General features: G+C 64.2%; 27 protein-coding genes and 2 tRNA genes. 10 read left to right on the forward strand and 19 right to left on the reverse strand.

Annotated elements, in window-relative coordinates; genetic code table 11:
- Nucleotides 1-70: 70 nt before the first annotated feature.
- From L1277_RS12895 to L1277_RS12950, 12 genes are all read right to left on the reverse strand, one after another.
- Nucleotides 71-658, reverse strand: a complete 588-nt coding sequence (locus L1277_RS12895; protein ID WP_253376902.1) for a TetR/AcrR family transcriptional regulator — start codon at nt 656-658, stop codon at nt 71-73.
- Between the two features lie 128 nt (nt 659-786).
- Nucleotides 787-2,457, reverse strand: a complete 1,671-nt coding sequence (locus L1277_RS12900) for an MFS transporter (RefSeq protein WP_253376903.1) — start codon at nt 2,455-2,457, stop codon at nt 787-789.
- A 233-nt stretch (nt 2,458-2,690) separates the two neighbouring features.
- Nucleotides 2,691-4,430: a CocE/NonD family hydrolase gene (locus L1277_RS12905; protein WP_253376904.1), complete on the reverse strand. Its 1,740-nt coding sequence runs from the start codon at nt 4,428-4,430 to the stop codon at nt 2,691-2,693.
- Nucleotides 4,424-5,377, reverse strand: coding sequence for an MBL fold metallo-hydrolase (locus tag L1277_RS12910; protein WP_253376905.1), 954 nt, complete (start codon nt 5,375-5,377; stop codon nt 4,424-4,426). Before L1277_RS12910 ends, L1277_RS12905 begins: the two co-directional genes overlap by 7 nt.
- Nucleotides 5,374-6,306, reverse strand: coding sequence for an alpha/beta hydrolase (locus tag L1277_RS12915; RefSeq protein WP_253376906.1), 933 nt, complete (start codon nt 6,304-6,306; stop codon nt 5,374-5,376). Before L1277_RS12915 ends, L1277_RS12910 begins: the two co-directional genes overlap by 4 nt.
- Nucleotides 6,303-7,430, reverse strand: coding sequence for an NAD(P)/FAD-dependent oxidoreductase (locus tag L1277_RS12920; protein WP_253376907.1), 1,128 nt, complete (start codon nt 7,428-7,430; stop codon nt 6,303-6,305). The genes L1277_RS12915 and L1277_RS12920 overlap by 4 nt, the downstream gene beginning before the upstream one ends.
- A gap of 49 nt (nt 7,431-7,479) precedes the next feature.
- Nucleotides 7,480-8,442 (reverse strand): phosphotriesterase, encoded by a 963-nt coding sequence (locus L1277_RS12925; RefSeq protein ID WP_253376908.1) that lies wholly within the window; start codon nt 8,440-8,442, stop codon nt 7,480-7,482.
- 34 nt (nt 8,443-8,476) lie between these two features.
- Nucleotides 8,477-9,466, reverse strand: coding sequence for a phosphotriesterase (locus L1277_RS12930; RefSeq protein ID WP_253376909.1), 990 nt, complete (start codon nt 9,464-9,466; stop codon nt 8,477-8,479).
- Nucleotides 9,467-9,684: 218 nt separating this feature from the next.
- Nucleotides 9,685-10,461 carry an IclR family transcriptional regulator C-terminal domain-containing protein gene (locus L1277_RS12935; RefSeq protein ID WP_253376910.1) on the reverse strand — a complete coding sequence of 259 codons (777 nt, stop codon included), beginning with the start codon at nt 10,459-10,461 and terminating at the stop codon, nt 9,685-9,687.
- Between the two features lie 10 nt (nt 10,462-10,471).
- On the reverse strand, nt 10,472-11,644 hold the full coding sequence (locus tag L1277_RS12940) for a thiolase family protein (protein WP_253376911.1): 1,173 nt from the start codon (nt 11,642-11,644) through the stop codon (nt 10,472-10,474).
- The gene (locus L1277_RS12945) at nt 11,641-12,315 is read right to left on the reverse strand and encodes a 3-oxoacid CoA-transferase subunit B (protein ID WP_256481684.1); all 675 of its coding nucleotides are present in this window, start codon (nt 12,313-12,315) and stop codon (nt 11,641-11,643) included. The genes L1277_RS12940 and L1277_RS12945 overlap by 4 nt, the downstream gene beginning before the upstream one ends.
- Nucleotides 12,312-13,037: a 3-oxoacid CoA-transferase subunit A gene (locus L1277_RS12950; RefSeq protein ID WP_253376912.1), complete on the reverse strand. Its 726-nt coding sequence runs from the start codon at nt 13,035-13,037 to the stop codon at nt 12,312-12,314. Before L1277_RS12950 ends, L1277_RS12945 begins: the two co-directional genes overlap by 4 nt.
- A 56-nt stretch (nt 13,038-13,093) precedes the next feature.
- Between L1277_RS12950 and L1277_RS12955 the strand changes: the two genes are divergently transcribed.
- Together L1277_RS12955 and L1277_RS12960 are read left to right on the forward strand one after the other, a co-directional pair.
- Nucleotides 13,094-13,879, forward strand: a complete 786-nt coding sequence (locus L1277_RS12955) for a GAF and ANTAR domain-containing protein (protein ID WP_253376913.1) — start codon at nt 13,094-13,096, stop codon at nt 13,877-13,879.
- 4 nt (nt 13,880-13,883) lie between these two features.
- Nucleotides 13,884-14,660, forward strand: a complete 777-nt coding sequence (locus tag L1277_RS12960) for a GAF and ANTAR domain-containing protein (RefSeq protein ID WP_253376914.1) — start codon at nt 13,884-13,886, stop codon at nt 14,658-14,660.
- A gap of 127 nt (nt 14,661-14,787) precedes the next feature.
- On the opposite strand, the gene L1277_RS12965 is transcribed toward L1277_RS12960, so the two are convergent.
- The gene (locus L1277_RS12965) at nt 14,788-15,009 is read right to left on the reverse strand and encodes a PLDc N-terminal domain-containing protein (protein ID WP_253376915.1); all 222 of its coding nucleotides are present in this window, start codon (nt 15,007-15,009) and stop codon (nt 14,788-14,790) included.
- Between the two features lie 300 nt (nt 15,010-15,309).
- Nucleotides 15,310-15,382, reverse strand: a tRNA-Arg gene (locus L1277_RS12970).
- A 189-nt stretch (nt 15,383-15,571) separates the two neighbouring features.
- Between L1277_RS12970 and L1277_RS12975 the strand changes: the two genes are divergently transcribed.
- The gene (locus L1277_RS12975; protein ID WP_253376916.1) at nt 15,572-17,299 is read left to right on the forward strand and encodes an MDR family MFS transporter; all 1,728 of its coding nucleotides are present in this window, start codon (nt 15,572-15,574) and stop codon (nt 17,297-17,299) included.
- A 2-nt stretch (nt 17,300-17,301) separates the two neighbouring features.
- A complete protein-coding gene (locus tag L1277_RS12980) occupies nt 17,302-17,802 on the forward strand; it encodes a MarR family transcriptional regulator (protein WP_253376918.1) in 501 nt (166 codons plus the stop codon).
- Nucleotides 17,803-17,877: 75 nt separating this feature from the next.
- On the opposite strand, the gene L1277_RS12985 is transcribed toward L1277_RS12980, so the two are convergent.
- Together L1277_RS12985 and L1277_RS12990 are read right to left on the reverse strand one after the other, a co-directional pair.
- Nucleotides 17,878-18,264 (reverse strand): MmcQ/YjbR family DNA-binding protein, encoded by a 387-nt coding sequence (locus tag L1277_RS12985; protein WP_253376920.1) that lies wholly within the window; start codon nt 18,262-18,264, stop codon nt 17,878-17,880.
- Between the two features lie 10 nt (nt 18,265-18,274).
- Nucleotides 18,275-18,526, reverse strand: coding sequence for a hypothetical protein (locus L1277_RS12990; RefSeq protein WP_253376922.1), 252 nt, complete (start codon nt 18,524-18,526; stop codon nt 18,275-18,277).
- Nucleotides 18,527-18,571: 45 nt separating this feature from the next.
- On the opposite strand from L1277_RS12990, the gene L1277_RS12995 reads away from it, so the two are divergent.
- Together L1277_RS12995 and L1277_RS13000 are read left to right on the forward strand one after the other, a co-directional pair.
- On the forward strand, nt 18,572-19,042 hold the full coding sequence (locus L1277_RS12995; protein WP_253376924.1) for a MarR family winged helix-turn-helix transcriptional regulator: 471 nt from the start codon (nt 18,572-18,574) through the stop codon (nt 19,040-19,042).
- A 221-nt stretch (nt 19,043-19,263) separates the two neighbouring features.
- On the forward strand, nt 19,264-20,355 hold the full coding sequence (locus L1277_RS13000; protein ID WP_253376925.1) for a VIT1/CCC1 transporter family protein: 1,092 nt from the start codon (nt 19,264-19,266) through the stop codon (nt 20,353-20,355).
- 5 nt (nt 20,356-20,360) lie between these two features.
- Here the strand turns inward: L1277_RS13000 and L1277_RS13005 are convergent, their stop codons facing one another.
- Nucleotides 20,361-21,128, reverse strand: coding sequence for a LysR family substrate-binding domain-containing protein (locus L1277_RS13005; protein WP_253376926.1), 768 nt, complete (start codon nt 21,126-21,128; stop codon nt 20,361-20,363).
- 109 nt (nt 21,129-21,237) lie between these two features.
- On the opposite strand from L1277_RS13005, the gene L1277_RS13010 reads away from it, so the two are divergent.
- The 4 genes from L1277_RS13010 to L1277_RS13025 all read left to right on the forward strand — a co-directional run bounded on the left by L1277_RS13010 (nt 21,238) and on the right by L1277_RS13025 (nt 24,992).
- Nucleotides 21,238-21,654, forward strand: a complete 417-nt coding sequence (locus L1277_RS13010) for a DUF5997 family protein (protein WP_253376927.1) — start codon at nt 21,238-21,240, stop codon at nt 21,652-21,654.
- A 94-nt stretch (nt 21,655-21,748) separates the two neighbouring features.
- The gene (locus tag L1277_RS13015) at nt 21,749-22,873 is read left to right on the forward strand and encodes an AI-2E family transporter (protein ID WP_253376928.1); all 1,125 of its coding nucleotides are present in this window, start codon (nt 21,749-21,751) and stop codon (nt 22,871-22,873) included.
- Nucleotides 22,870-24,321, forward strand: a complete 1,452-nt coding sequence (gene cls / locus L1277_RS13020; protein WP_253376929.1) for a cardiolipin synthase — start codon at nt 22,870-22,872, stop codon at nt 24,319-24,321. The genes L1277_RS13015 and cls overlap by 4 nt, the downstream gene beginning before the upstream one ends.
- Complete coding sequence (locus L1277_RS13025; protein WP_253376931.1) at nt 24,318-24,992, forward strand: GAP family protein; 675 nt, start codon at nt 24,318-24,320, stop codon at nt 24,990-24,992. The genes cls and L1277_RS13025 overlap by 4 nt, the downstream gene beginning before the upstream one ends.
- Here L1277_RS13025 and L1277_RS13030 read toward each other — a convergent pair.
- Both L1277_RS13030 and L1277_RS13035 read right to left on the reverse strand, forming a co-directional pair.
- A complete protein-coding gene (locus L1277_RS13030; protein WP_253376933.1) occupies nt 24,952-25,686 on the reverse strand; it encodes a DedA family protein in 735 nt (244 codons plus the stop codon). The two genes, L1277_RS13025 and L1277_RS13030, sit on opposite strands and share 41 nt — an antisense overlap.
- Before the next feature lie 152 nt (nt 25,687-25,838).
- Nucleotides 25,839-25,927 (reverse strand) — tRNA-Ser (locus tag L1277_RS13035).
- Nucleotides 25,928-25,939 lie beyond the last annotated feature (12 nt).

Below are 25,939 nucleotides of genomic sequence, written 5' to 3' on the forward strand. Positions count from 1 at the left end.
GTCCATCTCCTGTGCGACGTCTACCGTCAACGGACGTTAAGGACGCTTGGCGTGCAACAGAGGTCTCGTCTTAGTCGGTGAGAAGACCGCACCAGGAGTCGGTCATCAGCTCAAGTGACGCCTCCCGGTCGAGGCTCCACCCATGGGCGAACCACCGCCGCGAGAAGAACTCGAGCTGCCCGAAAGCGAGGGTTCCACGGATCCGACGCGATTCGGGAGTGAAGCGGTTTGCCCGGGTGAGCCCGTCGACAATTTCCGTGATGACGCCTTCGAACCACTGGTCCAGTGCCGTCTGAATGTCAGGCTCGGACGCGGCTGCCTGGTGAGCAGCCATGACGTATGGCCGGATTTCTTTCCACTGGTCGAACTTGCGACCCAGCCAGATCTTGATCTGGGCACGATCGCCTCGCTCGATCACCTCCGGAAGTGGCGGGTTGTCCGGGCCGATCAGCAGCACGTTCGATGTTTCGACCAGCGACCGCATGAGGTCGGCTTTGGAGGGGAAATGCAGGTAGAACGTCGCTCGAGTGGTTCCCGCTGCAGCAGCAATGTCGTCGACCGTTGTCGCCGGGTACCCCTTCTCCTCGAACAGCTCGAGCCCTCGATCGAGCAGGAGCTGCCTGGTCATTTGCTTCTGTGCTGCTCGGAGACTTGCCACGGTGTAATCCTATCGATGGCGATTGTCGGCTGAGCCGCCGCACGTTGTGGCGGCACAGCGGAATGCCCGGCACCGAGTGGCCGCTCCTCGCGGCCGCTCGGCCACCGGGCATCGGGCGGGGTGCTTCGCTAGATCCTGTCTTCACTCCACTCGGGAGAGTTCACGACGCTGTCCTCTGCGGGTTCGGCAAGCCCTGTCTCGTCGTCGTCAGCGTAGGACACAGTCGACCCCCGGTCGTCCCGCACTCCGCGAAGACCGAACAAAGTGAGCACAGCGGCGGCGAACGCCGCGATGGCGCAGACAAGGAAGGCGAGCGAGAATCCGCTTCCGAGCGCAGCGAGGGCGAGGTCGTGCGCCCCGCCACCCGGAACTCCGGCCGGAATGCTGTTGAGGGCGATCGGGCCGCCACCTTCCGCAATGCCGAGGGCCGCGCCCTTGTCGTCCGGCGCGAGGTCCGCTGTCTGCAGCGTGCCGACGAGTTGGTTACCTGCCGCGCTCAGTGCGATCGCACCCACAAGCACCGGACCAAGTACGAAGCCGAGGTCGCGCAAGAGGTTCGTGGTTGCGCTGGCCATCCCGGTGAGCTGGCGGGGCACAGTGTTGAGCGCGATCGCGGTCATGGGGCTCAGTGTCAGCGCGAACCCGACTCCGATGAGCAGGGTCGGTGCGACGAAGGGAATCGGGCTGAGGTCGGTGACCTCGAGTCGGGATGCGAGGAGGGCACCCAGCCCGATGAGAGCCAGACCGGCGGTCAGAAGCCAGCGAGCCTCGACGACGTGGAGCAGTCGCGAGATCACGGGGATGAGAACGAAGGCGGGTCCTTGAAGCAGGAGGAAGAGCATGCCGAGGATGACGGGGTTCTGGTGTTGCACGGGCCCGAGCCACATGCTTGTGGCGAAGCAGGCGCCGAGGAAGGCGAACATTCCGACAACGGCGACGATCGACGAGACGGTGAACGCCCGGTTCTTGAACAGGCTCAGTTCGAGCAGTGGAGACTTCGCACGCAGCTCGATGAGGACAAAGGCGATCAGGAGCACAACGCCGGCAACCGAGGCGATCAGGACGTTCGGTGTCAGCCATCCTTCCTCCGGTCCCTGGACGAGTCCGAACAGGACAAGGATCAGTCCGGCGGCGAAGGTCACCTGGCCCCACGGGTCCAACTTGCGGCTCTGTGGCGAGCGGTATTCGACGGCGAAAGCCAGACTCAAAAAGACCGCTGCTAACCCGAGGACGGCGACGACCCAGTAGGAGCCGCGCCACGAGCCCAGCCCTGCGGCGAATCCGCCGAGAAGCGGCGAGATGGCAGCACCGGCCGACAGGAAGCCCGCCCACAGCGCGATGCCCTTTGCGCGATCTCGCGGGTTGTGGGTCACCGCAGCGACGAGCGCGAGCGAGGCGGGGAAGATTGCGCCTGCGCCCAGCCCGTTGATTGCGGAACCAATCCACATCACTTCCACCTGCGGTGCAATCGCGCAGACGGCAGATCCGACAAGCACCAGTATCGAGCCACCGGCCACAAGCTTCCGGTGGCCGTACTTGTCGCCGAGAACACCGAATGTGAGTTCAAAGACAACGACGGGGATCATGAACGCCGCGGTGATCCAGGTCAGCTGCGACCCGACGGTGTTGAAGGTTTGCTGGAACACACCATTGAGCGATCCGGGGAGCGCGTTGGCGATCTGGGCAATCATCACCGCGAGGGAAGCGACGGCGAGTGTGCCCTTGATTCGGAGGGCAGGGGAACCGCTGGACGAAGCGCTTGCGCGTCGGGATTGCGGCTCCAGAGAGGTGTGGCTCATAAGTAACTCCGTTGTTAGTGAGAGAGCACAGCAGCCGAATTGCTTGGGCGCCGCAACGTGCGGGCCGGACGACGAGCGACTGAAACTGTATTTGACAATGTGACAGCAAGACATACACCGTGTCAAGTGACTCGTCAGTCTGTTTTAACGCGAAAGCGTGGGAGCGGCGCGTGAGGCACCGCTCCCGCGCTTGTGAGCGGAGCGAGTGAGGAGCCGGGTGGGCTTGCGACCGATCAGTCGGCGGAGTGCTCCCCCGCCGCCGGAACAGTGAACGGCAGAACCAGTCGCGATCGGTGCGACGCGTCCCGGTACACCTTGTGAGTGACGGGCCGCCCAACCGGGAGGTGGAAGGCGTCCGGCGGCAGCAGGGCGTTGTGCTCGTCTGCCAGCGGTTCGGCGTTCGACAGTTCCGCCACGAGCCGGTGCCCCGCCGTGAAGGTGTTCGCGAACGGGTAGAGCCGCAACACGTACTCCTCGACGACGCCGGGCTCGACGGGAACCGACCGCGTGTGCGGGTGGAATGGATTGCCCTCTGTGGTGCGATCGTCGAGTTCCCGATGCGACGCCTTGAGGTACCCGCTCGTGATCAACTGTCGCTTGCCGGTGGGCGCGTAATCCCAGAGCCGGAGGATGAAGTTGGTGTCGGGCTGGTCGATCTCAACGAAGAGGTGCGCTGCGCCGGTGCCGATCATCTCGGTGGCTTCCTCGAACGGAGGAGTCGACCAACTGAGAATCTCGACCTTGTCGGTCACCGTCAGCGGAGCCTGGTAGAAACCGTCGGGCGCGGCGTATTGCACACCCATCGGCTCGTGCTCCGTCGACAGTTTCCCGCGTGGCCGCAGGAACAGCGAGGTGTACTCGATGTTCTTGGGCGGCCAGGCCTCACCGCTCACCCGCTCGCGCGATCCCTCAACGAAGACCTGCACGGCCGGCTCATCCATCACACCGTTGTCGATGCCCTTGATCCAGTAGTCATACCAGCGGAACATCTTGTCGTGCTCTTCGACAAACGGGCGCGACTGCATGGGCGGGTACGGCCCGATGTCGAGTTTCTTCGGCCCCTTCAGGGCGTCGAACAGCTCAATCGTGCCGTCCATGGTCCAGCCCCGGCCCTGGTCGATCTGCAGGTAGACCGGGATATCGATGTTTACCGCGAGCGTGATCGGGTTGCGCTCCTCGTACCACTCGCCGTCGAGCTCGTTCATCACGATGTCGAACCAGGCCTCGTGGTTCTTCGGGTAGTTCAGCACGTGCACGAGGTTGGGCCAGGCCGCCACGTCGGGGTCGGCGAGGCGCTGGGCAACGAGTGCCCCAAGCTCCTCCGGCGAGTACTTCTCGATCATCCGCGACTTGACCCGGTCGGTGAACGCCCAACCCGAGTCTCCGCCGCGACCCTCGCGGGCGGCCCGCGGCATGAACCACATGACGCCGCCGTGGTAGGTGGTCTCGTAGAAGTCATAGTGGCCGCCCGAGACGAAGATCGCCTTCAGGTGCGGCGGGCGTTCGGCCGCCGCGAGCACCTGCATTGACCCAAAATAAGAGATGCCGACCATGCCGACGTTGCCATCGCACCAGGGCTGCGCGGCGACCCACTCGATGAAGTCGTAGGCGTCCTGACCGAGCGAGACACCACCGGCGTTGTAGTTGCCGATGTGCTCACCGCCCGAATGCCCCGAGCCGCGCAGGTCACCGATGACGTGGACGTAGTCCTCCGCAACGATGCGTGCGATGTCTCCGGCCTCGATGCATCCGTCCCACATGGGACTGGGGCGGCGCTGCGGCGGCATGGTGAGGGCGAGCGCCTGAAGTTCCTTGCCGTACGGGCTCAGCGCGACGAGTGCGGGGCGTGGCTTATCGCCGACACCCGAATAGGCGTCTGCCGCGAGCTCGACTCCGTCGCGCATCGGAACCCGCAGGTCTTTCGAGATGACAATTGTCTGCTCGCTAGCGTCCCAGGTTGTGACATTCACCATGAGGGCGACTCCTCTGTGATCGACGCGAGGTGCGTGGTGTAGCCGTGCAGCGTGGTGAAGAACGGCGATGGTTCGAGCGTGGGATCACCGGTATAGCCCAGCTCATCGGCCACAGGAGCAAATGGCGAATACGGTGAATCTGTCGAGCGGATGCCATCCTGCAGGTAGCGAGCGACAGCATCCGCCACACGCTTTTCAATTTCAAGACTCTCAGTGAGCGCTTCGGAGGCCTGGGCACGGTCGAGCTCGACGCCGTACGGTACGCCATCGGTACGCCGGTATGGGTGCCCGAGATAGAGGTGCTCGGGGCGGATTTCGTCGCGGAGGTACTCGAGGCTCCTGCGGTAGGCCGCCGGGTCCTCGTAGCCCGGGAACCCGTTAGCCGCACCGTGCACCTGCACGGCGTCACCGACGAAGACGTCGTTCTGCCCGTCGACGACGTAGGCGACCGACCCGGCCGTGTGCCCGGGGATCGCGTGCACCGACACCGAGACGCCGCCGCCGAGCGACAGCGATTCGCCGCCTCGAACCAGCAGGGTGGGCTCCATCTCGCCCGAGATGACGGCGGCAGCGGCCGCCGTCTGCTTCTCAACCCCGTCAGGATCGGGCAGGTATTGCTGTCGCACATCGACATACTGCTGAACGTGAGCCGCGCGCGAACGCAACAGCGGAGCATCCGCTTCAGAAATGACGACCTGCGCGCGTCGACCGGTCAGTTCCCAGAGCGCGTGTGCCCCACCGAGGTGGTCAATGTGACCGTGGGTGAGCAGTATCCAGCGCACATCTTCGATGCGGCGCCCGAGCTTCTCCAGTTCGGCGACCATGCCCTCCCGGGGCGATGTCGCGATTCCGGCATCGACGATGGCGAGTTCGGGCGCGTCGATGAGGAAGCTGTAGAGACCGAATCGTCCCCAGGGTGAGACGAGCGGATGTATCGCGACAGTCATCGTGACGTCTCGCGGGAGAGGAACTCGGCAGTTTCTGTGAAGACCCGGGCGAATTCGGGGATCCAGGAGAAGTTCACGACGAACCCGTGGTTCGCACCGTCATATCGGGTCACTGTGGTGGCAACACCGGCGTCAGCCAGGCGCTGGCCGTACATCTCCCCCTCGTCGCGCAGCGGGTCATGCTCGGCCGTGATGATGAGCGCGGGCGGCAGGCCGGTGAGATCTTCTCGCCTGATCGGTGAGACGAGCGGGTCAGCGGGGTCGGCTCCGCTTGTGAGGTAGAACGCGTTGAATGGCAGGAGCCCGGCCGTTTCAAGTCCGTAGCCCTCGGCGTTCTCCCGGAGGGACGCGTACCGGTTAACGTCGAAGTCCAGGTCAACCGACGGGTAGTAGAGAACCTGGTGCGAAATGCGGTCGAAACCGTCGTCGTGTGCCTTCGCGGTGACCGCGGCGACGAAGTTCCCGCCCGAGCTGTCACCGGCGAGCGCGAGGGTGCGCCCGTCCCAGCCGAGGCTCTCGCCGTTCTCGGCGGCCCAGCGGACGACGCCGTAAACGTCGTCGAGCCCGGCCGGGAAAGCCGCCTCTGGGGCGAGCCGGTAGCCAACCGAGATCACTCGGAGGCCGGTGGCTTTCGCCAGTTCGCGCGCAACGTGGTCGACCGTGTCGAGACTGCCGAGGAAGAAAGCGCCGCCGTGCACGTAAACGAGGAAGCCATACGACCCGGACTCGACCGGTGTGTAGATGCGCACAGGCACGTCGCCTGCCGAGGTCGACGCGATGCGATCCTCGACGGCGAAGAGTGGAAGGCGGTCACCGACCGGCGGAACCTGGGCGGCCTCGCCCGCGCGCATGGCCACGGGGTCGAGCGGCGAGCCGTCGGGCGCCGGAATCTGGGCGAGGATCTTGGCGATCTCAGGGTGGATGGTCATACCGCTGCTCCGGCAATCGAACCCGGCTTCTGGCCGGGGAAGACGTCGTTCACTTCATCCTCGGTCCAGCCCTGGCGGGAGATGCGCTGCAGTTCGTCGGTGACGGGCTTGCGGGTGGCCTGGTAGAGCGCGAGGGCTTCGGGCACCGAGTCGGCCTCGACGAGGGCGTCGGCGAGTCCGCCGGCGTCCATGATGGCCGAGTTCGCGCCCTGTCCCTGGTGGTGGAGCATCGAGTGCGCGGAGTCACCCAGCAGGGCAACCGCGTTCGTGTGCCAGGTGTCGACCGGGTCAATGTCGTAGACGGCGCGGATGCTCACCGTGTCCATGTTGAGGTTTCGTGCCATGTTGACGATGCGCTCATCGAATCCTTCGACCGTTGCCACGAGGTCGTCCGAGGTGACGGTGGGCGCCCAGGTGCCGTCGGGGTTGAGCGCGGTGATGTCGAACGACAACTGGTTGCGGTGCCGGAGCGGGAGCAGGTAGACCTTGGTGCCGCGACCGATGTACATGCGCAGCTCGTCGTCGGGAACCATGCCGTAGGCGTCATCGAGGGAGATAACGGCGCGGTAGGCGTGCTCGCCGGAGAAGACGGGCCCCGCCTGGCTGAACAGCTGCTGCCGCACGGCCGACTTGATGCCGTCGGCCCCGATGACGAGGTCGGCCTCGACGCGCTCACCGTTGGTGAACGTCAGTACGGCGCTGTCGCCGCGGTCCTCGACAGTGTCGAGCTTGTGGCCGAGACGCACCATGCCATCGGGGAGAACGCTGAGGAGTGCTTCGATGAAGTCGCCACGGTGGATGAGGTGCGTCTTGGTGTTCTCGGTGTCACCGGGGATGGCTGGCCACGCCTCGGTCATGATCGGGTGGCCCGTCGCCGTGAGGATCTCAAACTGGTTGCTCGGCGTGCTGACGTTGGCGATTGCGTCAAACATGCCCCAGCGACGGAACTGGTCCATCGTTGACGGGCGAAGGCCGATGCCGGCTCCGACCTCACGAATCTGGCTGGCCTGCTCGTAGACCGTGACCTGTGCACCGAGCAGGCTCAGGGCCTTGGCCGCTGCAGCTCCCCCGTATCCGGCGCCGACAATGGCAACGGTGAGGTTCTGGATGTCTGAAGACTTCATTGTGTTCTCTTTCTTGCCCAGGCGAGCCTGGAGTGGCGGGATATGCGGGTTAGACCGCGAGGGAGAGGAATTGTGCGGGGTTCTCGACGAAGATCGTGCGAATGGTGGCCTCATCTAGGCCGGACTTCTGCAGGTCGGGGATGAGGTCCTCGAAGATGTAGTTGACGGTGTGGCCCTTCACTCCGGGCCAGCCGAGCGGGCTGCAGTTGGCGTCGGCTCCGGCGAGAGCCTTATCGAGGTGTCCTGCGGCGAGGAACCGGAGGAAGTGGTCGAGGCGTTCCTGGCGGGGACGCGCCCAGAATGGCGGGTCCTCGAGCTCGGTCTCGTAGCCAAAGGTGTCGAATCCGACCCGGCCGCCCTGTTCGGCGATCCAGGTGTCACGGGTCTTCTCGGCGTTGACGCCGTCATCGACGTGACCGAAGAGCACCCGGTCAAGCGGAAGTCCCTCCTCCTCAAAGATGCTGATCGCGTTCTCGGCGTCGATCGCCAGGTGGGTCAGCACCGGTGCGCCGGTGTTCACCGACGTTCGAGCAGCTGCCCGGTAGATGCGCTTGTCGAGATCGGTCATGCGACCACCCCGGCTCACGCCCACCTTGATCACGCCGGCTTTGCTGCCGGTGGTGCCGATGCCCACCGTGATCTCGTGGGTGAAGACCTCGGCCAGGTAGTCGACCGACGCCCGGGCGAAGTGCGGCAGCGCGGTGTCTCCGCCGACGAATCCGGTGCAGGCGACGATGTTCACGCCGGTCTTGGCGGAGAGTGACTTGTAGTAGTCGACATCGCGACCGTTGCAGATGCCGGTTGCATCGACAAACGTTCCGCCGCCGTACTCGTGGAATTTCCGCAGTTTAGGCACGGTCTCCTCGTACCGCTGCTCGGGGGTCTTCCACCATTTGGTGTCGAGCTCACTGCCCGGCATGCCGTATCCGATGTGCTCGTGAATAGCCACGAGGCCGAGTTCTTCGGCGGGGATCGTTCCCAGTACCGTGTTTACCTTTGACAACTGTGTCACCTAACGAAAGAGGGCGAAAAGAAAGGGGATGCGCTCAGCGCACCGTGAGGAGGTTGCGCGGGTTGTCAACGAGGATGCGCTGCACGTCATCCTCGCCGAGCCCGAGTGACCGGAGCTTCGGCACGAACGTCGTCAGCAGGTAGCTGAACGGCAGGTCGTCGTCGGGCTGCCCCTTGGCGACGCCGATCGCGTTGCTCGAGAGAAGGATGCGGTCTGCGAACCCGGCCTTCACGAGGTCGAGCACGAGCTCGGCCCGCTCGTCGTCGGTCACCACACTGTCATCGGTGTTTCGCCCGACATGATCGATGCCGACGTAGGCACCCCGGCGCGCCACTTCGGTTGCCGCTCCGGCCGCAACAGCCTCTGTCCGGTCGAGCCCGCCGACGAGCACCCGTTCCGCGGGGAGGTTCTCGTCGAGCACGATGTCGAGGTCATGCAGCGCATCAGCGCCGTACCGGATCGACACGGCAACACCGGTGGCGAGGGCCGTCCGCGCCGCACCGCGGAAGAGGCTCTCCTCCGTCGGCGTCATGCCGTCGCGCGCGGCGGTCGTTGTGACCAGTCCGGCTGCTGCCCGGCGCTCCACCCGGGGCACAACCATGCCCTCGGTGATCTCCTTCGTGAAGAGATCGGCGAACTTTTCGGCGGGCCAGGGCGTCGGCGGGTTGGTCTGCGGCGTGAGGAAATAGCCACCGAGCATCTCTTCAGGGCCCATGCCGGTCGACGCGATGATGGTGACGCCGGTCGATCGCGACAGCGTCTCGTACAGGGCCAGGTCGCGGCCGTGAGACATGCCGGTGCTGTCGACGATCGTCTGACCGCCGGACGCACGAAACTCGCGTAACTTCTCGGCGAGAACCTCAAAGATCTCAGCCCGGTCCATCGAAATGTCCGGCGCGTACTGCGCACCGGGAACAACCGAGAGCAGCGCCTCATGCACCGACACCACACCGAGGTCCTCCGCAGCGATCGGGCCGAGCAACGTGAAAACCGTGGTGCCGGAAGCGGGTGTTGTAGCCGTCATTGGCCCACTCTTTCGTTCGGCGGCCGCCACCTTCGGCGATCCGCGGTTGCAAGCAGCCCCCGGGAGCAGAGGGGGTTCCTCGGCGAACTCGGCACGGACAGCTTGATTGCGTGTCCATTAGGTTTACACGTTGTCTTGCGAAATTGTCAAGACGATCTGAGAACGGATGCCGCCTCGCTGCGAGCGCGGCGGCATCCGTTCGTGAAGAAAATGGCCGGTCAGAGGTGCGCGATGGTCCCGCTGATATCGGCCGCTGCGGCCAGAAGCGCCGGCAGGTACTCCTCGGACATGCGCTCGAGGCTCGCGGTCGATGTGGAGGTCGACACGTTGATCGCCGCGACGACGTCGCCCGTTGTGTTGTGAAGCGGGGCGGCGAGAGAGCGCAGGCCGGGCTCCAGCTCCTGGTCGACGAGCGCCCAGCCCTGCTCGCGCACCTCAGTGAGGGTCGCGCGCAGATCCGCAGAGTTGACGACGGTGCGCTCGGTGAGCGGTTCCCGGTCGATCGACGCCAGGTACTCATCGAGCGCGGCGTCGGTGAGACCGGCCAGCAGCACCCGGCCCATCGAGGTGGCGTGCGCCGGAAACCGGGTGCCGACAGAGATCGATACGGTCATGATGCGGCGGGCGGCGGCCCGGGCGATGTAGACGATGTCGCCACCGTCGAGCACCGATGCCGAGGCTGATTCGTTCAGCTGCCGCGACAGCGACTCCAGGCGGGGCCTGGCGATGTCGGGCAGTCCGAGGCCGGACAGATACGAGAAGCCGAGTTCGAGGACCCGTGGGGTGAGTTCGAACAGGCGACCGTCGGCGCGCACGTAACCGAGCTCGGCCAGGGTGAGCAAAAATCGGCGAGCGGTCGCGCGGCTGAGGCCGGTGACGTCGGCGATCTCGCTGAGCGTCATGCTCGGGCGGTCGTGACCGAAGGCGCGGATAACTCCGAGCCCTCGGGCCAGCGACTGGACGTACTGGCCGCTGGGCTCGGGGTCGTCGATCATGACCCCAACGCTATCGTTCGAGCACGACGGCGAGGCCCTGGCCGACGCCGATGCAGATCGCCGCAACGCCGACGCCACCGCCGCGCCGCTTGAGCTCGTGGGCGAGGTGGCCGATGATGCGGCCGCCGGATGCTCCAAGGGGGTGGCCGATGGCGATCGCTCCGCCGTGAATGTTGACCTTGTCCGGATCGAGTTCGGGCCAGAGGTTCAGGCAGGCGAGGCTCTGCGAGGCAAAGGCTTCGTTGAGCTCGACCACGTCGACGTCTGCCCAGGTCTTGCCGGCGCGGGCGAGCGCCCGGTTGGCGGCCTCGACCGGCGCGATGCCGAACGTGTCAGGGTCATTGCCGCTCACACCGCGCCCGATGATGCGGGCGAGTGGCTCAGCGTCGAGCGGCGCGTTCTCGCCACCGATGAAAAGCATGGACGAGCCGTCGCTGAGCGGTGAGGAGTTGCCGGCGGTGACGGTTCCGTTCTCGCGGAACGCGGGCTTCAACGGGGCGAGCGACTCGAGTGAGGTGTCGTCGCGGATACCCTCATCGCGAGCGAGGGCCGCGCCGGGAACCTGAACGATTTCGCCGTCGTACATCCCGTCGGCCCACGCGGCAGCGGCGGCGCGGTGGCTGTTCATGGCGAATGCGTCCTGGTCGTCACGGCTGATCGAGAAGCGCTCGGCCAGCATTTCCGCGGTCTCACCGAGCGACACCGTCCAGCGGTCGGGCATCTGCGGGTTCACCATGCGCCAGCCGAGAGTCGACGAGTGCATCGTCTCGTGCCCGGCCGGGTATGGCTTCGACGGTTTGAGCATCACCCATGGGGCGCGACTCATCGACTCAACGCCACCGGCCACAACGAGGTCGGCGTCTCCGGTCTCCACGGCGCGGCTGGCCTGGATCACGCTCTCCACGCTGGAGCCACAGAGACGGTTGACCGTGGCCCCGGGAACGGATGTCGGCAGCCCGGCCAGGAGGACGGCCATCCTGGCCACATTGCGATTGTCTTCTCCCGCCTGGTTGGCGTCACCGAGCAGAACCTCGTCGATGCGCGACGGGTCGAGGTCGGGGTGCCGCTGCACCAGTGCAGACAGGGTCGAACCGGCCAAGTCGTCCGGACGGATGCTTGCCAGCCCTTTTCCGTATCGTCCGAACGGAGTCCGTACGGCGTCGTAGATGAAACTGCCGGTCATGTGAGCTCCTTGGTCGAAACGGTGGTCGAGGTCCGGTCGGCGAGCTCCAGGCCAGTGAGGTCACGAAGCTCGTTGATGGTGTTGTCGCCGAAAAGTTCGGTGACGGCAAGGCCGGTCGGGGTCACGTCGAAGATGGCGTGATCCGTGTAGATCCTGTTAACACAGCCGACACCGGTGAGCGGATAGCTGCAATCGCGCACGAGCTTTGACTCGCCCGATCGGGTGAGCAGGTCGGTCATGACGTAGACCTGCTTCGCGCCGATCGCGAGATCCATGGCGCCGCCAACCGCCGGAATGGAATCCGGTGCGCCGGTCGACCAGTTGGCCAGGTCTCCGCGTTCAGACACCTGAAATGCGCCAAGGATGCACACGTCGAGGTGGCCGCCGCGCATCATGGCGAAGGAGTCGGCGTGGTGGAAGTACGCCGCACCCGGGCGTTCGGTCACGGGCTGCTTGCCGGCGTTGATGAGGTCGGGGTCGATCTCGCCTGGCTGCGGCTCAGGACCCATCCCGAGCATGCCGTTCTCGGTGTGCAGGATCACCTCGAGATCTTCCGGCAGGAAGTTGGCGACGCGCGTCGGTGCCCCAATCCCGAGGTTCATGACAGCACCCTCGGGGATATCGCGGGCGACGCGTGCGGCGAGGTCGTCCCTCGTCATTCGTGTGGTCATGATGCGTTCCCTTCGATCGATGCCGCACCGACGAATTCGCCGCCCCGCAGCCATGCCCGTTCGCCGACCGCAACGATCCTGTCGACGTAGAGCCCTGGGGTGACGACGGACTCCGGGTCGAGAACACCCAGCTCGACGACCTCGTCAACCTGCACCACCGTTGTGGTCGCTGCAGCCGCCATGATCGGACCGAAGTTGCGCGCGGTCTTCCGATAGACGAGGTTGCCCCAGCGGTCGCCGGCCAGCGCGCTGACGAGCGCAACATCTGCGGGAAGTGCGTACTCCAGGACGTAGTTTCTGCCGTTGATCTCCCGGGTTTCCTTACCATCGGCGAGCGCTGTTCCGAATCCCGTTGGAGTGAAGAATGCGCCGATGCCCGCGCCCGCCGCGCGGATGCGTTCCGCGAGGTTGCCCTGGGGAACGAGCTCAAGCTCAACCGTTCCTGCGCGATAGAGCCCGTCGAACACGTGGGAGTCGCTTTGGCGAGGGAACGAGCAGATCATCTTGCGGACGCGGCCGGCAGCAAGAAGTGCCGCAAGGCCGGTGTCGCCGTTGCCCGCATTGTTATTGATGACGGTGAGGTCTCGAGCACCCTGTGCCAGCAGGGCGTCAATCAGTTCGACCGGCTGCCCGGCTCGACCAAAGCCTCCGATCATCACCACGGCGCCGTCAGGGATTCCCGCGACAGCATCCTCAAGTCCGGGTACTAATTTCGAGATCATGTCTTCATCCGTTCACTTCATGAACATCTGTTCACACAGTGAATATTAGCTCGACGATGCGCATTCCGCCAGAGCCGAGGTCAAGGGATATCGCGAAAAGTCTGCGGAACCTAGACTTGGCGCATGAAAATCGTCGACGTCATCGCGCGTCGCGCGTCGCGCGGTACGGGCGGTTGGCGGTGAGCGCGACCGAGGCCGACACCGGAATTGGCCAGAAGCTGACGGCACCATTTCTTGAACTGTTGCCCATCACAGGGGTCGCCCTCGCCGTTCTCGATCGCGAGAAAAAAGCATCAGTCATTCACATCAGCGATGCCACAGCCGGTCGCCTCGAGGAAGCGCATTTCGACCTGGGGGCCGGGCCGCTTTTCGAGTGTTTCACGACGATGCGACCGGTGCTCATCCCGTCAGTGAGCGACGAGGACCGCTGGCCTTTCTTTCTCTCTCAGGCATCTGAGCTCAATGTCAACGCGATTTTCGTCTTTCCACTGATCCTCGGCGCCGCCTGCGTCGGGACAGTGCTGTGCTATCGAACCACCGCGGGCCCACTCGATGACGATTCCGTAGAAGTGGGTGCAGCGCTGGCCCGAGCCGTCTCGGCCCCAGCGCTTCGGCAAGCCATCTCGCTTGCAGGCGACGAAAAGAGCCGCGAGGGCACCCCGATTGAAATGCGCCGGGAAGTCCACCAAGCGACCGGCATGATGCTGGCCCAACTCGATATTGATGCGACGGAAGCGCTGGCCCGCATGCGCGCGTACGCTTTCTCACAAGGGCTCAGCCTTCGTGATGTTGCCCGGGACGTCGTCAATCGCCGCCTCAACTTTTCGAGTGTGGAGGATTGATCGTATGAGCGATGGAGACGTGATGAGCGGACAATCTCGGGAGCAGAAAGTCAGTACAGCGTTCGTATCGATGACCGATGCCCTGATGAGTGAGTACGACGTTATCGACCTTCTCTCGACTCTGCTCCACTCCTCCGCCGAGGTTCTCGGCATGGAAGCTGGTGGCATCCTGCTGGCCGACCCGACGGGCGACCTTGAACTCGTGGCCTCGACGAGCGAAGAGGCCGAGATCGTGGAGACGATCATCGTGGCTGCGGGCGAGGGGCCATGCATTGAGTGCTTCGAGACAGCCGCTCACGTCGCGATCACGGACATCGACACTGTCGCCGACAAATGGCCCAAGTTCCACTCGTCCGCCAAGGAACAGGGATTCCGCTCCACCTTCGCGGTTCCCATGATGCTCCGTGACCAGGTGATGGGCGTGATGAACCTGTTGAGCTCACAAGTGCACGAGGTTTCAGAAGCAGACGGACGAATCGCCCAGGCCCTCGCCGACCTGGCCGTTCTCGGCATCCTGCACGAGCGCAACTTCCGCAGCCCCTATCTCGTCGACGAACAACTACACCTCGCCCTTGATACGCGAGTTCTCATCGAACAGGCGAAGGGTGTTTTGGCACAGCGCGAAGACCTCACCATGACGGAAGCATTCGATGCACTCCGAAACTATGCGCACGCAGAAGGAACGACACTGCGCAGGGTCGCCAAGGAAACCGTGCTCCGAACGCTCACGACCGAAGCGATCATGGCGGCGCACACCGAAACCGCATCGACGCACTCGTAGTCGCTGAACTCACAACCGCCGTCACCGTGGGTATTCGGTGTCCATGAACGACTACGCCCCAGGGGCCCCACCGGCGACCTGGCGACCTGGCGACCTGGCGACCTGGCGACCTGGCGACCTGGCGACTCTACTGCCGACGCCCCTTGATGAAGTAGGCAGCCGGACCGATCCAGTTCACTGCGATGATGGCCGTCCACAAGCCCTTCGGGCCGTTGACTGTGTCGGCCGGTCTCCTTGCGAGGTCTCTCCACGCGGCAGCGGCAAACACGAATTGTGCCACTCCGACGACAATGGTGAAAACCTTCCGCCCTGTGGTCATTCCTGCCCAGGTCATTTTTTTCTTGGTCATCTGCTTCGCCACCGCTGGCCTCCCTTGCGTCGAGATCCCTCACTGACTCCAGACTTACGGCTCCCTGGCTCCAACACAACGGGCAACACGAAAGCCATGGATAGGAGGTGTCGTGCACCCAGACTGCGCCAGTATCGAGTCGGCGCGCGGACCGGGCTGCTTCATCTTCGGCGCCGCAGGGCACATCACCCGCCCTGACAGCTCGCGGGCAGTCGAAATCACACTGCGGGGATAGTGTGGGACGCCACTGAAAAAGCCCCGGAGAGACAACCGTAATCGGCGTCTTTCCGGGGCTTACCGTGCGCCCGAAGGGATTCGAACCCCCAACCTTCTGATCCGTAGTCAGATGCTCTATCCGTTGAGCTACGGGCGCATGGGCTTGGCCTGGGGAAACGATGTTCCCCCGCAGGCCGTATTAGAGACTACATGACCAGACGGCTTCGCGCCAATCGGCCCCTCGGGCGCGAATGTGACAAAAGTCCTTAGCGTGGTTTATAGTTGACGTTTGTCAATGTTATAGTTGACGATAGTCAATGATCCTTAGCGCGACTTCAGGAGTCACATGCCACGAGCTTCAAAACACCCCAAACCCACGGTTTCCCCCGACGGCAGCATGACCCAACGCCAGGTTCTCGAATCTCTTTCGGGACTCCTGATGGGCATGTTCGTGTCGATCCTCGCCGGAACCGTCGTCGCGACGTCCCTTCCGCTTATCATTTCCGAGCTCAAGGGCGACCAGTCTGCGTACACCTGGGTCGTGACCTCGACGCTCCTGGCCACCACAGTCTCGACCCCGCTCTGGGGGAAGTTCGCGGACCTCTTCAACCGTAAGCTCCTCATCCAGCTCGCCCTCGGCCTCTTCGTGGTCGGCTCCGCCGCAGCTGGCTTCTCGCAGGACACCAACACGCTCATTGTGTTCCGTGTCTTCCAGGGCATCGGCGGTGGCGGCCTCGCTGCCCTCAGCCAGATCATCATGGCCGACATCATCAGTCCCCGTGACCGCGGAAAGTATGCCGGCCTCTTCGGTGGCGTGATGGCTGTCGGAACCGTCGGTGGTCCGCTCCTGGGCGGCCTCGTTACCGACGCATTCGGCTGGCGCTGGAACTTCTTCATCGCGCTGCCCATCGCCATCATCGCGATCATCCTGCTGCAGTCGACACTCCACTTGCCCAAGCACCCGAAGCGCAAGGTTCACATTGACTACCTCGGCGCGTTCCTGATCGCCGCCGGCGTCTCACTCCTGCTCATCTGGGTATCGCTCGCGGGCTCGCAGTTCGAGTGGATGTCCGTACCGACCCTGCTCATGGTGGGTGGATCGATCATCCTTCTCGTCGCTGCCGTGATTGTCGAGATCAAGTCTCCTGAGCCGATCATCCCCCTCACCATGTTCAAGAACCGCACCTTCACGCTCGCCGTCGTCGCGAGCATCTCGGTCGGTGTCTCGATGTTCGGCACCTCGGTCTTCCTGGCGCAGTACATGCAGCTCGCTCGCGGCGCCACCCCGACCGAGTCTGGCCTGCTCACCATTCCGATGATGGCCGGCCTCCTGATCTCCTCGACGATTTTCGGTAACATCATCAGCCGCCGCGGAAACTGGAAGGCGATCATGGTCACCGGCGCCGTCCTCGCGGTGATCGGCGCCGCACTCCTCGGCACGCTGCACTACGACACCCCGTTCGTCCTGGTCGGTATCTTCATGGCCATCCTCGGAGCGGGCATCGGCATGCTCATGCAGAACCTCGTGCTCGTCGTGCAGAACTCCATCGAGGTACGCCACCTCGGTGTCGCCACGAGTGCCGTCACCTTCTTCCGGAGCCTCGGCGGAACGATCGGCGTCTCGGTGCTCGGCTCGATCCTCGGAACCGTGGTCGCCCAGAACATCAAAAACAACATCGCGGCGCTCGAACCGGCCGACCAGATGCTCGCCGGCAAATACCTCGGCAGCGGCACGATTCCGCAGATCTCCCAGTTGCCCGACGTGCTCAAGACTGTGATCGAGAGTGCATACGGCTCAGGCGTTGGCTTCGTCTTCCTCTGCGCCGTTCCGCTGACGCTCGTCACTCTCATCGCCGTGAGCTTCATCCCCAACGCGAAGCTCGGCACCCTGAACGCTATCCAGCTCAAGAAGCAGCCGGCCGACAAGGTGCACGATCGGGATGACGCCAACGATATGCTCATCGATGTCTCAACCGCGAGCGTCGCCCTCCCCCCGGTAGGCCGCGCTCACCCGACCGGTTCCATCCCGGCGGTTACCAACGAGAACCCCGATGCGGGAACAGCCAGGAAGTGACCGTGACGACGACAGAACCCGCGCCAGGTAGCGACAGGCACTCAGCCGCCATCGTGAGTGTTGAAACCAGCATGGGTGCGCTGTCGCGCAAGATTCACTTCGTCCTGAAGGAAGCAGCGGCCGCCATCGACCCGTCGCTTCCCCCGGCCAGCTTCCGGTTGCTGCGCTTGATCGAACGCTGCGGCTCCATCCAGTCGAGTGCCGCCGCCGAACAGCTCGCGGTCGATCGCAGCGTGGTGAGCCGGCAGATTCGGCAACTCGAAGACCTCGGCCTCGTCGAAACCCGTACAGACAAGTCAGACGGCCGCGCGCGCTTCCTCGTTCTGACGGACGAAGGAGCGCGCCGCATGAACACGATCAACCCGACGCAGCGCTCCATCATGCAGCCGCTTCTTCAGGAGTGGGAACTGTCCGAGCTCGAGACCTTCGCCGCACAGATTGACCGCCTGAACGCGTCACTCGAGCGCGGCCTCGGCAGGTTCGTTACCCCCGGCGACGAGTAACAAAAATCTGAACAGTCAGACAAACGGATGCCATCCCGCACGCACGCGGGATGGCATCCGTTTTTCGCACGTGAATTATCGCAAGTGGCGATCATCGAGCGCCGCGATCTGACGCTTCAACGCAATTTGGCGGTAGGACTCGTCGATGAGCTCAGCGATGAACGTCCAGTCAGTGGTGTCGCCTCCGAGGGCAACGCCGAGCCAGCCGCCCGGACCAAAGTACTTCGGCACGAAGAAACGATCGTCCTGGAGCAGGGCCGGGCGCTCGTCAGGGTCAGGCTTGAAGACCAGGGTGTGCGGTCGGTCCATCGACGCGCCCATCACCGCAAAGAGTTTCTGGCCGGCGCGAAACGTCGGTCGACCCCAGGCCATTTTCTCGCCAAACTCGGGGTACTCGGCACAGATCGTGCGCACGCGATCGACGACGGGGTCGTCATTCTCGAACAGCAGCGGATGCTCCATGGCGGGAATACTACGCTTCGGCGCGCTCCGCGTCAGGCGTCGGGCAGTACAACTGCGTGCGCACGCCGCTGCGGTCGACCCTGTGGTCGCTCATCAGCGCGCCGCAGAGCGGACAGGCAGACGAGGTCGATGGGGGGAGCGGCTCCTCGTTGTACGGGCCGAGCGGAGGCGGGCCGATGTAGGGCCGCAGCGAGTTGTTGAGCCAGTTGGTGAAGCCACCCGACTCCTTGATCGTCGGCCGCTTCCTATTACTTCGTGCCATAACTATTAGTGTACATTGTTGTTGAGCCCACCCGAGAGGAGAGTCATGACCACGATGGACGAACACGTTGAGATGAGTGGCGCTCCCAACCTGCTCGCGCTCGAGAACCAGGTCTGCTTCGCACTGGCCGTCGCCAGCCGAAGTGTGCTGTCCCTGTACCGACCGGTTCTGGACCCGCTGGGCCTCACCCATCCGCAGTACCTCGTGATGCTTGCCCTGTGGGAGCAGGACCCGCGCTCGGTGAAAGACCTCGGCCTCGCCCTTCAGCTCGAGCCGGCGACCCTCTCGCCGCTGCTGAAGCGACTCGAAGCCGCCGGGCTCGTGCGGCGCGAACGGTCGAGCGTCGACGAGCGGGTACTCGACATCACCCTGACCCAGGCCGGGCGACAGCTGCGGGCGCGCGCCGAAGCGATTCCTGCGACCATCGTTTCCGAACTCGGCATGTCGAGTGACGAGCTCGACGACCTGCGCTCCACCCTGCACGCGGTGATCGCGGCGGCTACCCGTCGCAACTGAGAGCCCAGAGGCACCTGAGGTAGACTGGCTGCAGCGAAGGGGAGTAGCTCCCACCGCCGCTTTCATCCCAGAGACGGCGACGCGGTCTGTCGACATACTGGTCTTTCGACCCGGCAGCCCACCCGCACTCCGCGGGCGAGCGAGACCTTCGGCCACACGTTCACGATGGCCGGAGTTTCTGCACCCAGGATTCGCCGGTCATCCGATCCAGGAGCAGCACAGTGACCGAGTCCCCCCGCGTACCCACTCGCGCCGAAATCAAACGATGGCGACAGTACCTCGCCGATGAACGAGCAGAGGCGTCGGTCTACGGCGAACTCGCCAGCCGACGTACCGGTGAAGAGAGAGCGATCCTGCTTGGACTTGTCGAGGCGGAACGCCGACACGAAGCGCACTGGATTGATCTTCTCGGCGAACACGCCAACGACCCGACCCGCACGGCGCTGCGCACCCGGTTTCTTGGGTTCTTCGCGAAGCGCTTCGGTTCCGTCTTCGTGCTTGCCCTGATGCAGCGCACCGAATCCCGGTCGCCGTACGAGGCCGACGTTGACGCCACCGACGCGATGGCCGCCGATGAGCGGCTGCACACCGAGATCGTTCGCGGTCTCGCGGCTCGCGGTCGAAACAACCTGTCCGGCACCTTCCGCGCCGCGGTCTTCGGTGCCAACGACGGCCTTGTCTCAAACCTCGCTCTTGTCCTCGGCATGAGTGCGACCGGTGTCGGCACCGGAGTGGTGCTCGCGGCCGGGATCGCGGGCCTGCTCGCCGGTGCACTGTCGATGGCTGCCGGGGAGTTCGTCTCGGTTCGTTCACAACGCGAGCTGCTCGACTCAACGGCTCCTGACCCGACCGCGCGACAGGTGCTTCCCCAGCTCGATGTCAACGCCAACGAACTTCAGCTCGTCTACCGCGTGCGCGGCATGCCGCCCCAGCAGGCCGCGGAACACGCGCACGAGGTGCTCAACAACCTGGAGTGCATCCACGTTGGCCTGGACACCGGCAGCCTGTCCGCACAGCGTGACGAACATGACTCGATCGGTTCGGCCCGCGGCGCAGCGCTCTCGAGCTTCCTGTTCTTCGCCTCAGGTGCGATCGTGCCGGTTCTCCCCTACCTGTTCGGGATGACCGGCCTCGCGGCCGTGGCCGTTGCGGCCGTCCTCGTCGGCATCGTCTTGCTCCTTACGGGAGCGGTCGTCGGGGTGCTTTCCGGCGCTTCACCGCTCAAGCGTGCGCTGCGGCAGCTCGCCATCGGCTACGGCGCCGCGGCCATCACCTACCTGTTGGGGCTGCTCTTCGGCACCACGGTGGCTTGAGTGTCCTAGGAGCGCCCGCGTCCGCGGTTGCGGCCCTTGCCGAGTTTCTTCGGGGCGCGGCCCTGACGCGGAGTGAACGGCTTGGCCTTCGGCTTCTGCTGCGGCTTGCGCTCCTTCGGCGGGGCCTTCTCGGGCTCCTCCTGCGGGTTCCGCGAACTGTGAGCGGTGCGCCCACGCACCACGCCCACGAAGTCGTCGATGTCCGGCGTCGTCTCATCGGCCAGCCAGGCCAGCCCGATCCGAGACTGCGCAACATCGGTGACCGGTCGGGCGATCACGTCCTTACGGCTGTACAACCGAGCCACCGACTGCGGAACGATGACAATGCCGACGCCGGCCGCAACGAGCTCGACCGCGTCTTCCACCGACCTCAAGTCAGGCACGGCACGACGCGTTCCGTCCCGCACCTCGATGGCGACGTTGCGCCACTCGGGCACCTCGTCCGGGTCTTGCAGCAGGTGTTCGTCGGCGAGGTCCGCTACGGCCACCTCGGCCAGAAGCGACAGTTCATGATCCTTGGGCAGCACCACGACCGGTACTTCGCTGTAGAGCGGAATCAGGCTGAGGTCGGTGTCATCCACCGGCAATCGTACGAAACTGACGTTGGCGGTCCGCTCGTGCAGTACACGAACGGCGTCGCTCTCGGCCGTCGGCGCGAATGCCAACGGAAGGTCCCGCCGGCGCTCCTGCCAGACCTTCGACCACTTCGCGAGCGTCACTCCAGGGACAAAAGCGATAGTGAACGTGGGTCCTGGCGTCGGGTCGGCTTCCATCGTTCCTCTTCGTTCCCCACCCCAGATCGGCACGCGGCGGTCTGTTTAGGGTATTACGGATGCTTCCTCCCGCGCTTCACTCGGTCCGCCGCCGGTTAAGCTGGGAGACATGGCAACGAACAAGACTCCCCAAACGATGAAGCCGGAGACGGCCGCGAAGAAGCTGGGCGTCTACCTGCCGGCAACTCCCGAAGAATTCCGCTCAAACCCGGTGACCCGCGAGCAGCTCAACGAGCTGCTCAGCTCACCTCCGGAGTGGCTCGTCGAGCTGCGCAAAAACGGGCCGCACCCGCGCAGCGAGGTCGCACGCAAGCTGGGTGTCTCCGTCTCCGGGCTGGCTCGAGCCGAGATGAACGACGCTGCGCTGACGACGGCCGAGATCACCGCGCTGCTCGAGGCTCCGCCCCAGTGGCTCGTGACCGAACGCGCCACCCAGGCTGAGGTGCGCGCCGAGAACACCCGCATCAACGAACGTAAGGCCGGCCAGCGCATCCTCGACGAGGAGAAAGCCCGCACGCAGAAGTAGCACCGTCCTCCGAACGGCCCGGCAGCGCTCGCTTCCGGGCCGTTCGGCGTAGGGAAACCTTGTGGTCGTTTGGCCGCACAGCCATACTGACCGCATGGACCGCCACGCGCCAGGCTCCACCGGGCAAGAACTGCCCGCAACACCCGAGCCGCGGTTCGGGGGCATCGCCATGAGTGCGATCTTCGCCGGCGGCCCGTTCCGCTTCGGCTTCATCGCGACGCTCGGCGTTCTTCTGGCCCTGCTGCTCGGAGCCGCCGTGGTGTCCCTCAGCACGGCGCTCACGCTCATCTTCGTCGCGTTCTTCATATGCCTCGGCCTCTATCCAACGGTGCGGTGGCTCGAGCAACGCGGGCTGTCTCGAGGCGGTGCGATGCTCACGGTGATTGCGGTCTTCCTCCTCCTTCTCGCGCTCCTCGCCTGGCTGGTTGTTCCGATCGTCGTCGGCCAGATATCCCAGCTGTTCTCCTACCTGCCCGAGGGGTTCGACCGCATCGAAGACCAGCGATGGTTTGCCGGCGCGAACGACGCGTTCGGCGGTGCGCTCGTTCCCTTCGTCAACTGGTTGAGTGAAGGCGCGAGCGATCCCGACGTCTGGTTGACCATCGGCGGTGGTGCGCTGAAGTTCGGCGCCGGGGTGCTCAACGGCACATTCGGCGCGATCTTCGTTATCGCCCTGACCATCTACTTCGTCGTCGGGCTGGAATCGATCAAGGCCGGCTTGTACACCCTGGTCCCGCTGTCGCGCCGACCCGCGGTGATGGATATCGCCGAGACCATCATGGAATCGGTGGGCAAGTACCTCGGCGGCATGGTGGTTCTCGCGACCTTCAACGCTGTCTTCACCTTTCTCCTCCTGACGGTAGCCGGTGTGCAATTCGCGCCGGTGCTCGCCGCACTCGCCTTTCCCATCACTCTCATCCCGCTCGTCGGCAGTGTCATCAATCTGGGCATCGTGACGATCGTTGCGCTCTTCACCTCGCCGACAGCAGCACTCCTCGTCGGAATCGCCATGCTGGTTTACGTCCAAATCGAGGCGTACGTGCTGACTCCCCGGATTGTTGGCAAAGCCATCAGCATTCCGGGTTCTCTCGTGCTCATCGGTGCCATGGTGGGTGGCACGCTCCTAGGGCTACTCGGGGCGCTGATTGCATGTCCCACGACAGCATCCGTTCTTCTGATCATTAAAAAGGTTGTCGTCCCACGGCAGCGATTGCGATGACACCGCTCGAGCAGGGCGAAACCCTCGCGCTCGTCCTTGTCGCGGCGCACGTTGTTTTGGGGTTCCTCGCGACGGTCGCTGTCTCAACGAACCGACGACCGTCGGCCGCCATCGCCTGGGTTCTCACCATCATTTTCGTCCCCTTCCTCGGGGCGATCGCCTACCTCTTCGTGGGGAGCAACCGACTCCCGGCTTCGCGGCGGACGCAGCAGCGACGCATGAACGAGTGGTTCATGACGAACACGTCGGCGAGCGCCCTCCCCGGCGATGCCCTCAGTGACCCGGAATGGCTGGCGTCCGTGGTTCGGATGAATCGGGAGCTGGGCGCCTTTCCCATGGTCGGAGGAAATGATGTCGACATTCTCAAGGGGTACACCGAGTCGTTCGACGCGATGATTTCGGCCATCGATGCGGCGAGCGCACGTGTTCACGTCGAGTTCTACATCCTCGTCCTCGACTCGTCGACGCAGGGTGTCTTCGATGCCCTCGCTCGGGCGTGCGCCCGAGGAGTAACGGTGCGCGTGCTCTCCGATCACCTGTCGGGTTTTCTCTCCCCACGTCGGCGCGAGACGGAGCGAGCGCTGGCTGAGATGGGTGCCGAGTGGCGGGCCATGCTTCCGCTTCGCCCGCTTCGGGGCCAATGGCAGCGACCCGATCTTCGCAATCACCGCAAGATCGTGGTGGTGGATGGGCTCGTCGCTTTCACCGGTTCGCAGAACCTCATCGATGCCAGCTATCTCAAACCTAAGAACATCCGTCGAGGGCTGCACTGGGTCGAGTTGATGATTCGCGTGGTCGGCCCGGCCTCGCGGGAACTCGATGCTGTCTTCCTGACGGACTGGCATGCCGAGTCGGGTGAGCTTCTGGAACTCGTCCCAGCGGCGGTCACCGGTGGACACGTGGCACTGCAAACCGTGCCGAGCGGTCCAAGTTTCGATAATGACAACAACCTCAAGCTCTTCGCGTCGCTCATCCACAAGGCTGAGCGGCGGATCAGCATCACCAGTCCTTACTTCGTCCCCGACGAATCGATTCAACTTGCTTTGGTGACGGCGGCGGCACGGGGACTATCGGTTGAGCTTTTTGTTTCCGAGATCGGTGATCAAAAACTGGTTTACCACGCTCAACGCTCGTACTATGAGTCGCTGCTCTCCGCGGGCGTCGCGATTCATCTTTACCGTGCACCCGCTGTGCTGCATTCCAAGCACTTCACGGTGGACGATGACGTCGCGGTGATCGGATCCAGCAACATGGACATCCGGTCATTCAGCCTTAACGCGGAGGTCTCGATGCTCGTACACGGGCGAGACGTTGTTGAGCGGCTGCGTCGCGTCGAAGACCGCTATCGGGAGAACAGTATTCGGCTGACCCTGGACGAGTGGTCTCGGCGACCTCGTTCCGAGAAGGTTAGAGACAGCCTGGCCCGCCTGACCTCTTCACTCCAATGATCAGCGCACTCGACCTTGTCGAAATCACGGGTCTCTCTCTTGTCATCACCCTGAGTCCCGTGCCCGTGACGGGGCAGTTGCTCCTTGTCCTCACCAATCGCACCCAGTGGACCGCCGCCGCACTCGCGACGGGGTGGGCGGTCGCGGTTGTCGTTCTCTGCGGGTTCGCCGCCACCGGCGCAGCACTTCTACTTCCGCAGATCGTCGTCGATTGGGCGGAGGTGCCCGTCATCACCCTTGTCGTCGGTATCGGATTGGCCGGCGGCGGGCTGGTGGTGTGGCGTCGACCCACCGGAGACCCGGATGCGTCGCCGTCCCGCATGGCCCGGCTCTTCACAGGACTAACGCCGACTCGCGCTCTTCTGATCGGCATCGGATACGGCGGCCTGCGGCCCAAAAACTTCATCGCTGCTCTTGCAGCAGGGGTGATCATCGGTGCCGGGAGCTCGCTCTGGGAGGGCACTGTTCTCGTGGTGTATTTCGCCGTGCTCGCATCGGCCAGTCTTGCAGCGCCCGTCCTCGTCTACGTTTTGGGCGGCGCGCAGACACGAGACGGGATGCGCCGTCTACAACAGGTACTGGCCCGGAACGGCAACCGCATCACCGGCGCGGCGCTGGCGGTCATCGGTGTTATCGTCGCTGGCTTTGGCCTGATTCAACTGGTGTCCTGACGTCCTCTGACTCGAGGGCTCGCCGACGTGCACGGTAACGCTGCACGGTACGCACCACCCACCACACAACAAGCACTGCGACGCCCGCAACCACTACGTACTTGAGGATGTCGGCGTACTCCAAAACCGCGCTCCAGTTTTCGCCGAGAAGGAATCCAGCGATGACAAAAATACTGTTCCAGATGAGTGACCCGAGGGCGGTCAGCACGCCGAACACACCGAGGTTCATCTTCTCGATGCCGGCGGGGATGGAGATCAGGCTCCTGAAGATTGGCAGCATTCGACCGAAGAAGACGGCCACCTTGCCGTGCCGGTTGAACCACTCGACGGTTCGGACGATGTCGTCAGGGTCAACGAAGGGAATGCGTGCCGCGAGCCACACCGTGCGGTCATGACCCAGCCATCTCCCGAGCCCGTAGAGCAAAAAAGCGCCGAGGATGGACCCGAGGGTCGTCCAGGCAATCGCCTCGACGACGCTGAATGTGCCCTGGCTCGCTGTGAAGCCGGCGAGGGGCAGGATTACCTCGCTGGGAATGGGCGGGAACACATTCTCCAAAAAGACGATAAGGCCGGCACCGATCGGACCGAGTGTCTCCATCAGGGAGATGGCCCACTGGGCGACGCCGTCGGCGAAGCTCGCCGACGATGAGTCTGCCGCGGCAAAGAGGTAGCCAGCCTGGTCGATCGAGTGCATGAGGAGTCTCCACAGAGGGTTGGGACTACGGCAGCGACAACGTCGACGATGCCCGGACGTTTCGCACAGTCTTACACAGCAAGGTTGGAAGGTTCTGAGGAACTCGGCCCACACGCAAAAACCCTCACTGCGAGCAGTGAGGGTTTTGTCTGCGGAGACGGCGGGATTTGAACCCGCGGTCCCCTTACGGGGACTCCACCTTAGCAGGGTGGTGCACTAGGCCGAACTATGCGACGTCTCCTTGTGCGCACCG

The organism is Okibacterium sp. HSC-33S16 (assembly GCF_024171565.1).
Taxonomy (GTDB): domain Bacteria; phylum Actinomycetota; class Actinomycetes; order Actinomycetales; family Microbacteriaceae; genus Mycetocola_A.

What these genes read in the sequence shown, in the direction of transcription:
- L1277_RS12900 (WP_253376903.1), bottom strand. Translation starts at nt 2,457, where the DNA reads ATGAGCCACACCTCTCTGGAGCCGCAATCCCGACGCGCAAGCGCTTCG.
- L1277_RS12905 (WP_253376904.1), bottom strand. Translation starts at nt 4,430, where the DNA reads ATGGTGAATGTCACAACCTGGGACGCTAGCGAGCAGACAATTGTCATC.
- L1277_RS12910 (WP_253376905.1), bottom strand. Translation starts at nt 5,377, where the DNA reads ATGACTGTCGCGATACATCCGCTCGTCTCACCCTGGGGACGATTCGGT.
- L1277_RS12915 (WP_253376906.1), bottom strand. Translation starts at nt 6,306, where the DNA reads ATGACCATCCACCCTGAGATCGCCAAGATCCTCGCCCAGATTCCGGCG.
- L1277_RS12920 (WP_253376907.1), bottom strand. Translation starts at nt 7,430, where the DNA reads ATGAAGTCTTCAGACATCCAGAACCTCACCGTTGCCATTGTCGGCGCC.
- L1277_RS12930 (WP_253376909.1), bottom strand. Translation starts at nt 9,466, where the DNA reads ATGACGGCTACAACACCCGCTTCCGGCACCACGGTTTTCACGTTGCTC.
- L1277_RS12935 (WP_253376910.1), bottom strand. Translation starts at nt 10,461, where the DNA reads ATGATCGACGACCCCGAGCCCAGCGGCCAGTACGTCCAGTCGCTGGCC.
- L1277_RS12940 (WP_253376911.1), bottom strand. Translation starts at nt 11,644, where the DNA reads ATGACCGGCAGTTTCATCTACGACGCCGTACGGACTCCGTTCGGACGA.
- L1277_RS12945 (WP_256481684.1), bottom strand. Translation starts at nt 12,315, where the DNA reads ATGACCACACGAATGACGAGGGACGACCTCGCCGCACGCGTCGCCCGC.
- L1277_RS12950 (WP_253376912.1), bottom strand. Translation starts at nt 13,037, where the DNA reads ATGATCTCGAAATTAGTACCCGGACTTGAGGATGCTGTCGCGGGAATC.
- L1277_RS12955 (WP_253376913.1), top strand. Translation starts at nt 13,094, where the DNA reads ATGCGCATTCCGCCAGAGCCGAGGTCAAGGGATATCGCGAAAAGTCTG.
- L1277_RS12960 (WP_253376914.1), top strand. Translation starts at nt 13,884, where the DNA reads ATGAGCGATGGAGACGTGATGAGCGGACAATCTCGGGAGCAGAAAGTC.
- L1277_RS12965 (WP_253376915.1), bottom strand. Translation starts at nt 15,009, where the DNA reads ATGACCAAGAAAAAAATGACCTGGGCAGGAATGACCACAGGGCGGAAG.
- L1277_RS12975 (WP_253376916.1), top strand. Translation starts at nt 15,572, where the DNA reads ATGCCACGAGCTTCAAAACACCCCAAACCCACGGTTTCCCCCGACGGC.
- L1277_RS12985 (WP_253376920.1), bottom strand. Translation starts at nt 18,264, where the DNA reads ATGGAGCATCCGCTGCTGTTCGAGAATGACGACCCCGTCGTCGATCGC.
- L1277_RS12990 (WP_253376922.1), bottom strand. Translation starts at nt 18,526, where the DNA reads ATGGCACGAAGTAATAGGAAGCGGCCGACGATCAAGGAGTCGGGTGGC.
- L1277_RS12995 (WP_253376924.1), top strand. Translation starts at nt 18,572, where the DNA reads ATGACCACGATGGACGAACACGTTGAGATGAGTGGCGCTCCCAACCTG.
- L1277_RS13005 (WP_253376926.1), bottom strand. Translation starts at nt 21,128, where the DNA reads ATGGAAGCCGACCCGACGCCAGGACCCACGTTCACTATCGCTTTTGTC.
- L1277_RS13010 (WP_253376927.1), top strand. Translation starts at nt 21,238, where the DNA reads ATGGCAACGAACAAGACTCCCCAAACGATGAAGCCGGAGACGGCCGCG.
- L1277_RS13015 (WP_253376928.1), top strand. Translation starts at nt 21,749, where the DNA reads ATGGACCGCCACGCGCCAGGCTCCACCGGGCAAGAACTGCCCGCAACA.
- cls (WP_253376929.1), top strand. Translation starts at nt 22,870, where the DNA reads ATGACACCGCTCGAGCAGGGCGAAACCCTCGCGCTCGTCCTTGTCGCG.
- L1277_RS13025 (WP_253376931.1), top strand. Translation starts at nt 24,318, where the DNA reads ATGATCAGCGCACTCGACCTTGTCGAAATCACGGGTCTCTCTCTTGTC.
- L1277_RS13030 (WP_253376933.1), bottom strand. Translation starts at nt 25,686, where the DNA reads ATGCACTCGATCGACCAGGCTGGCTACCTCTTTGCCGCGGCAGACTCA.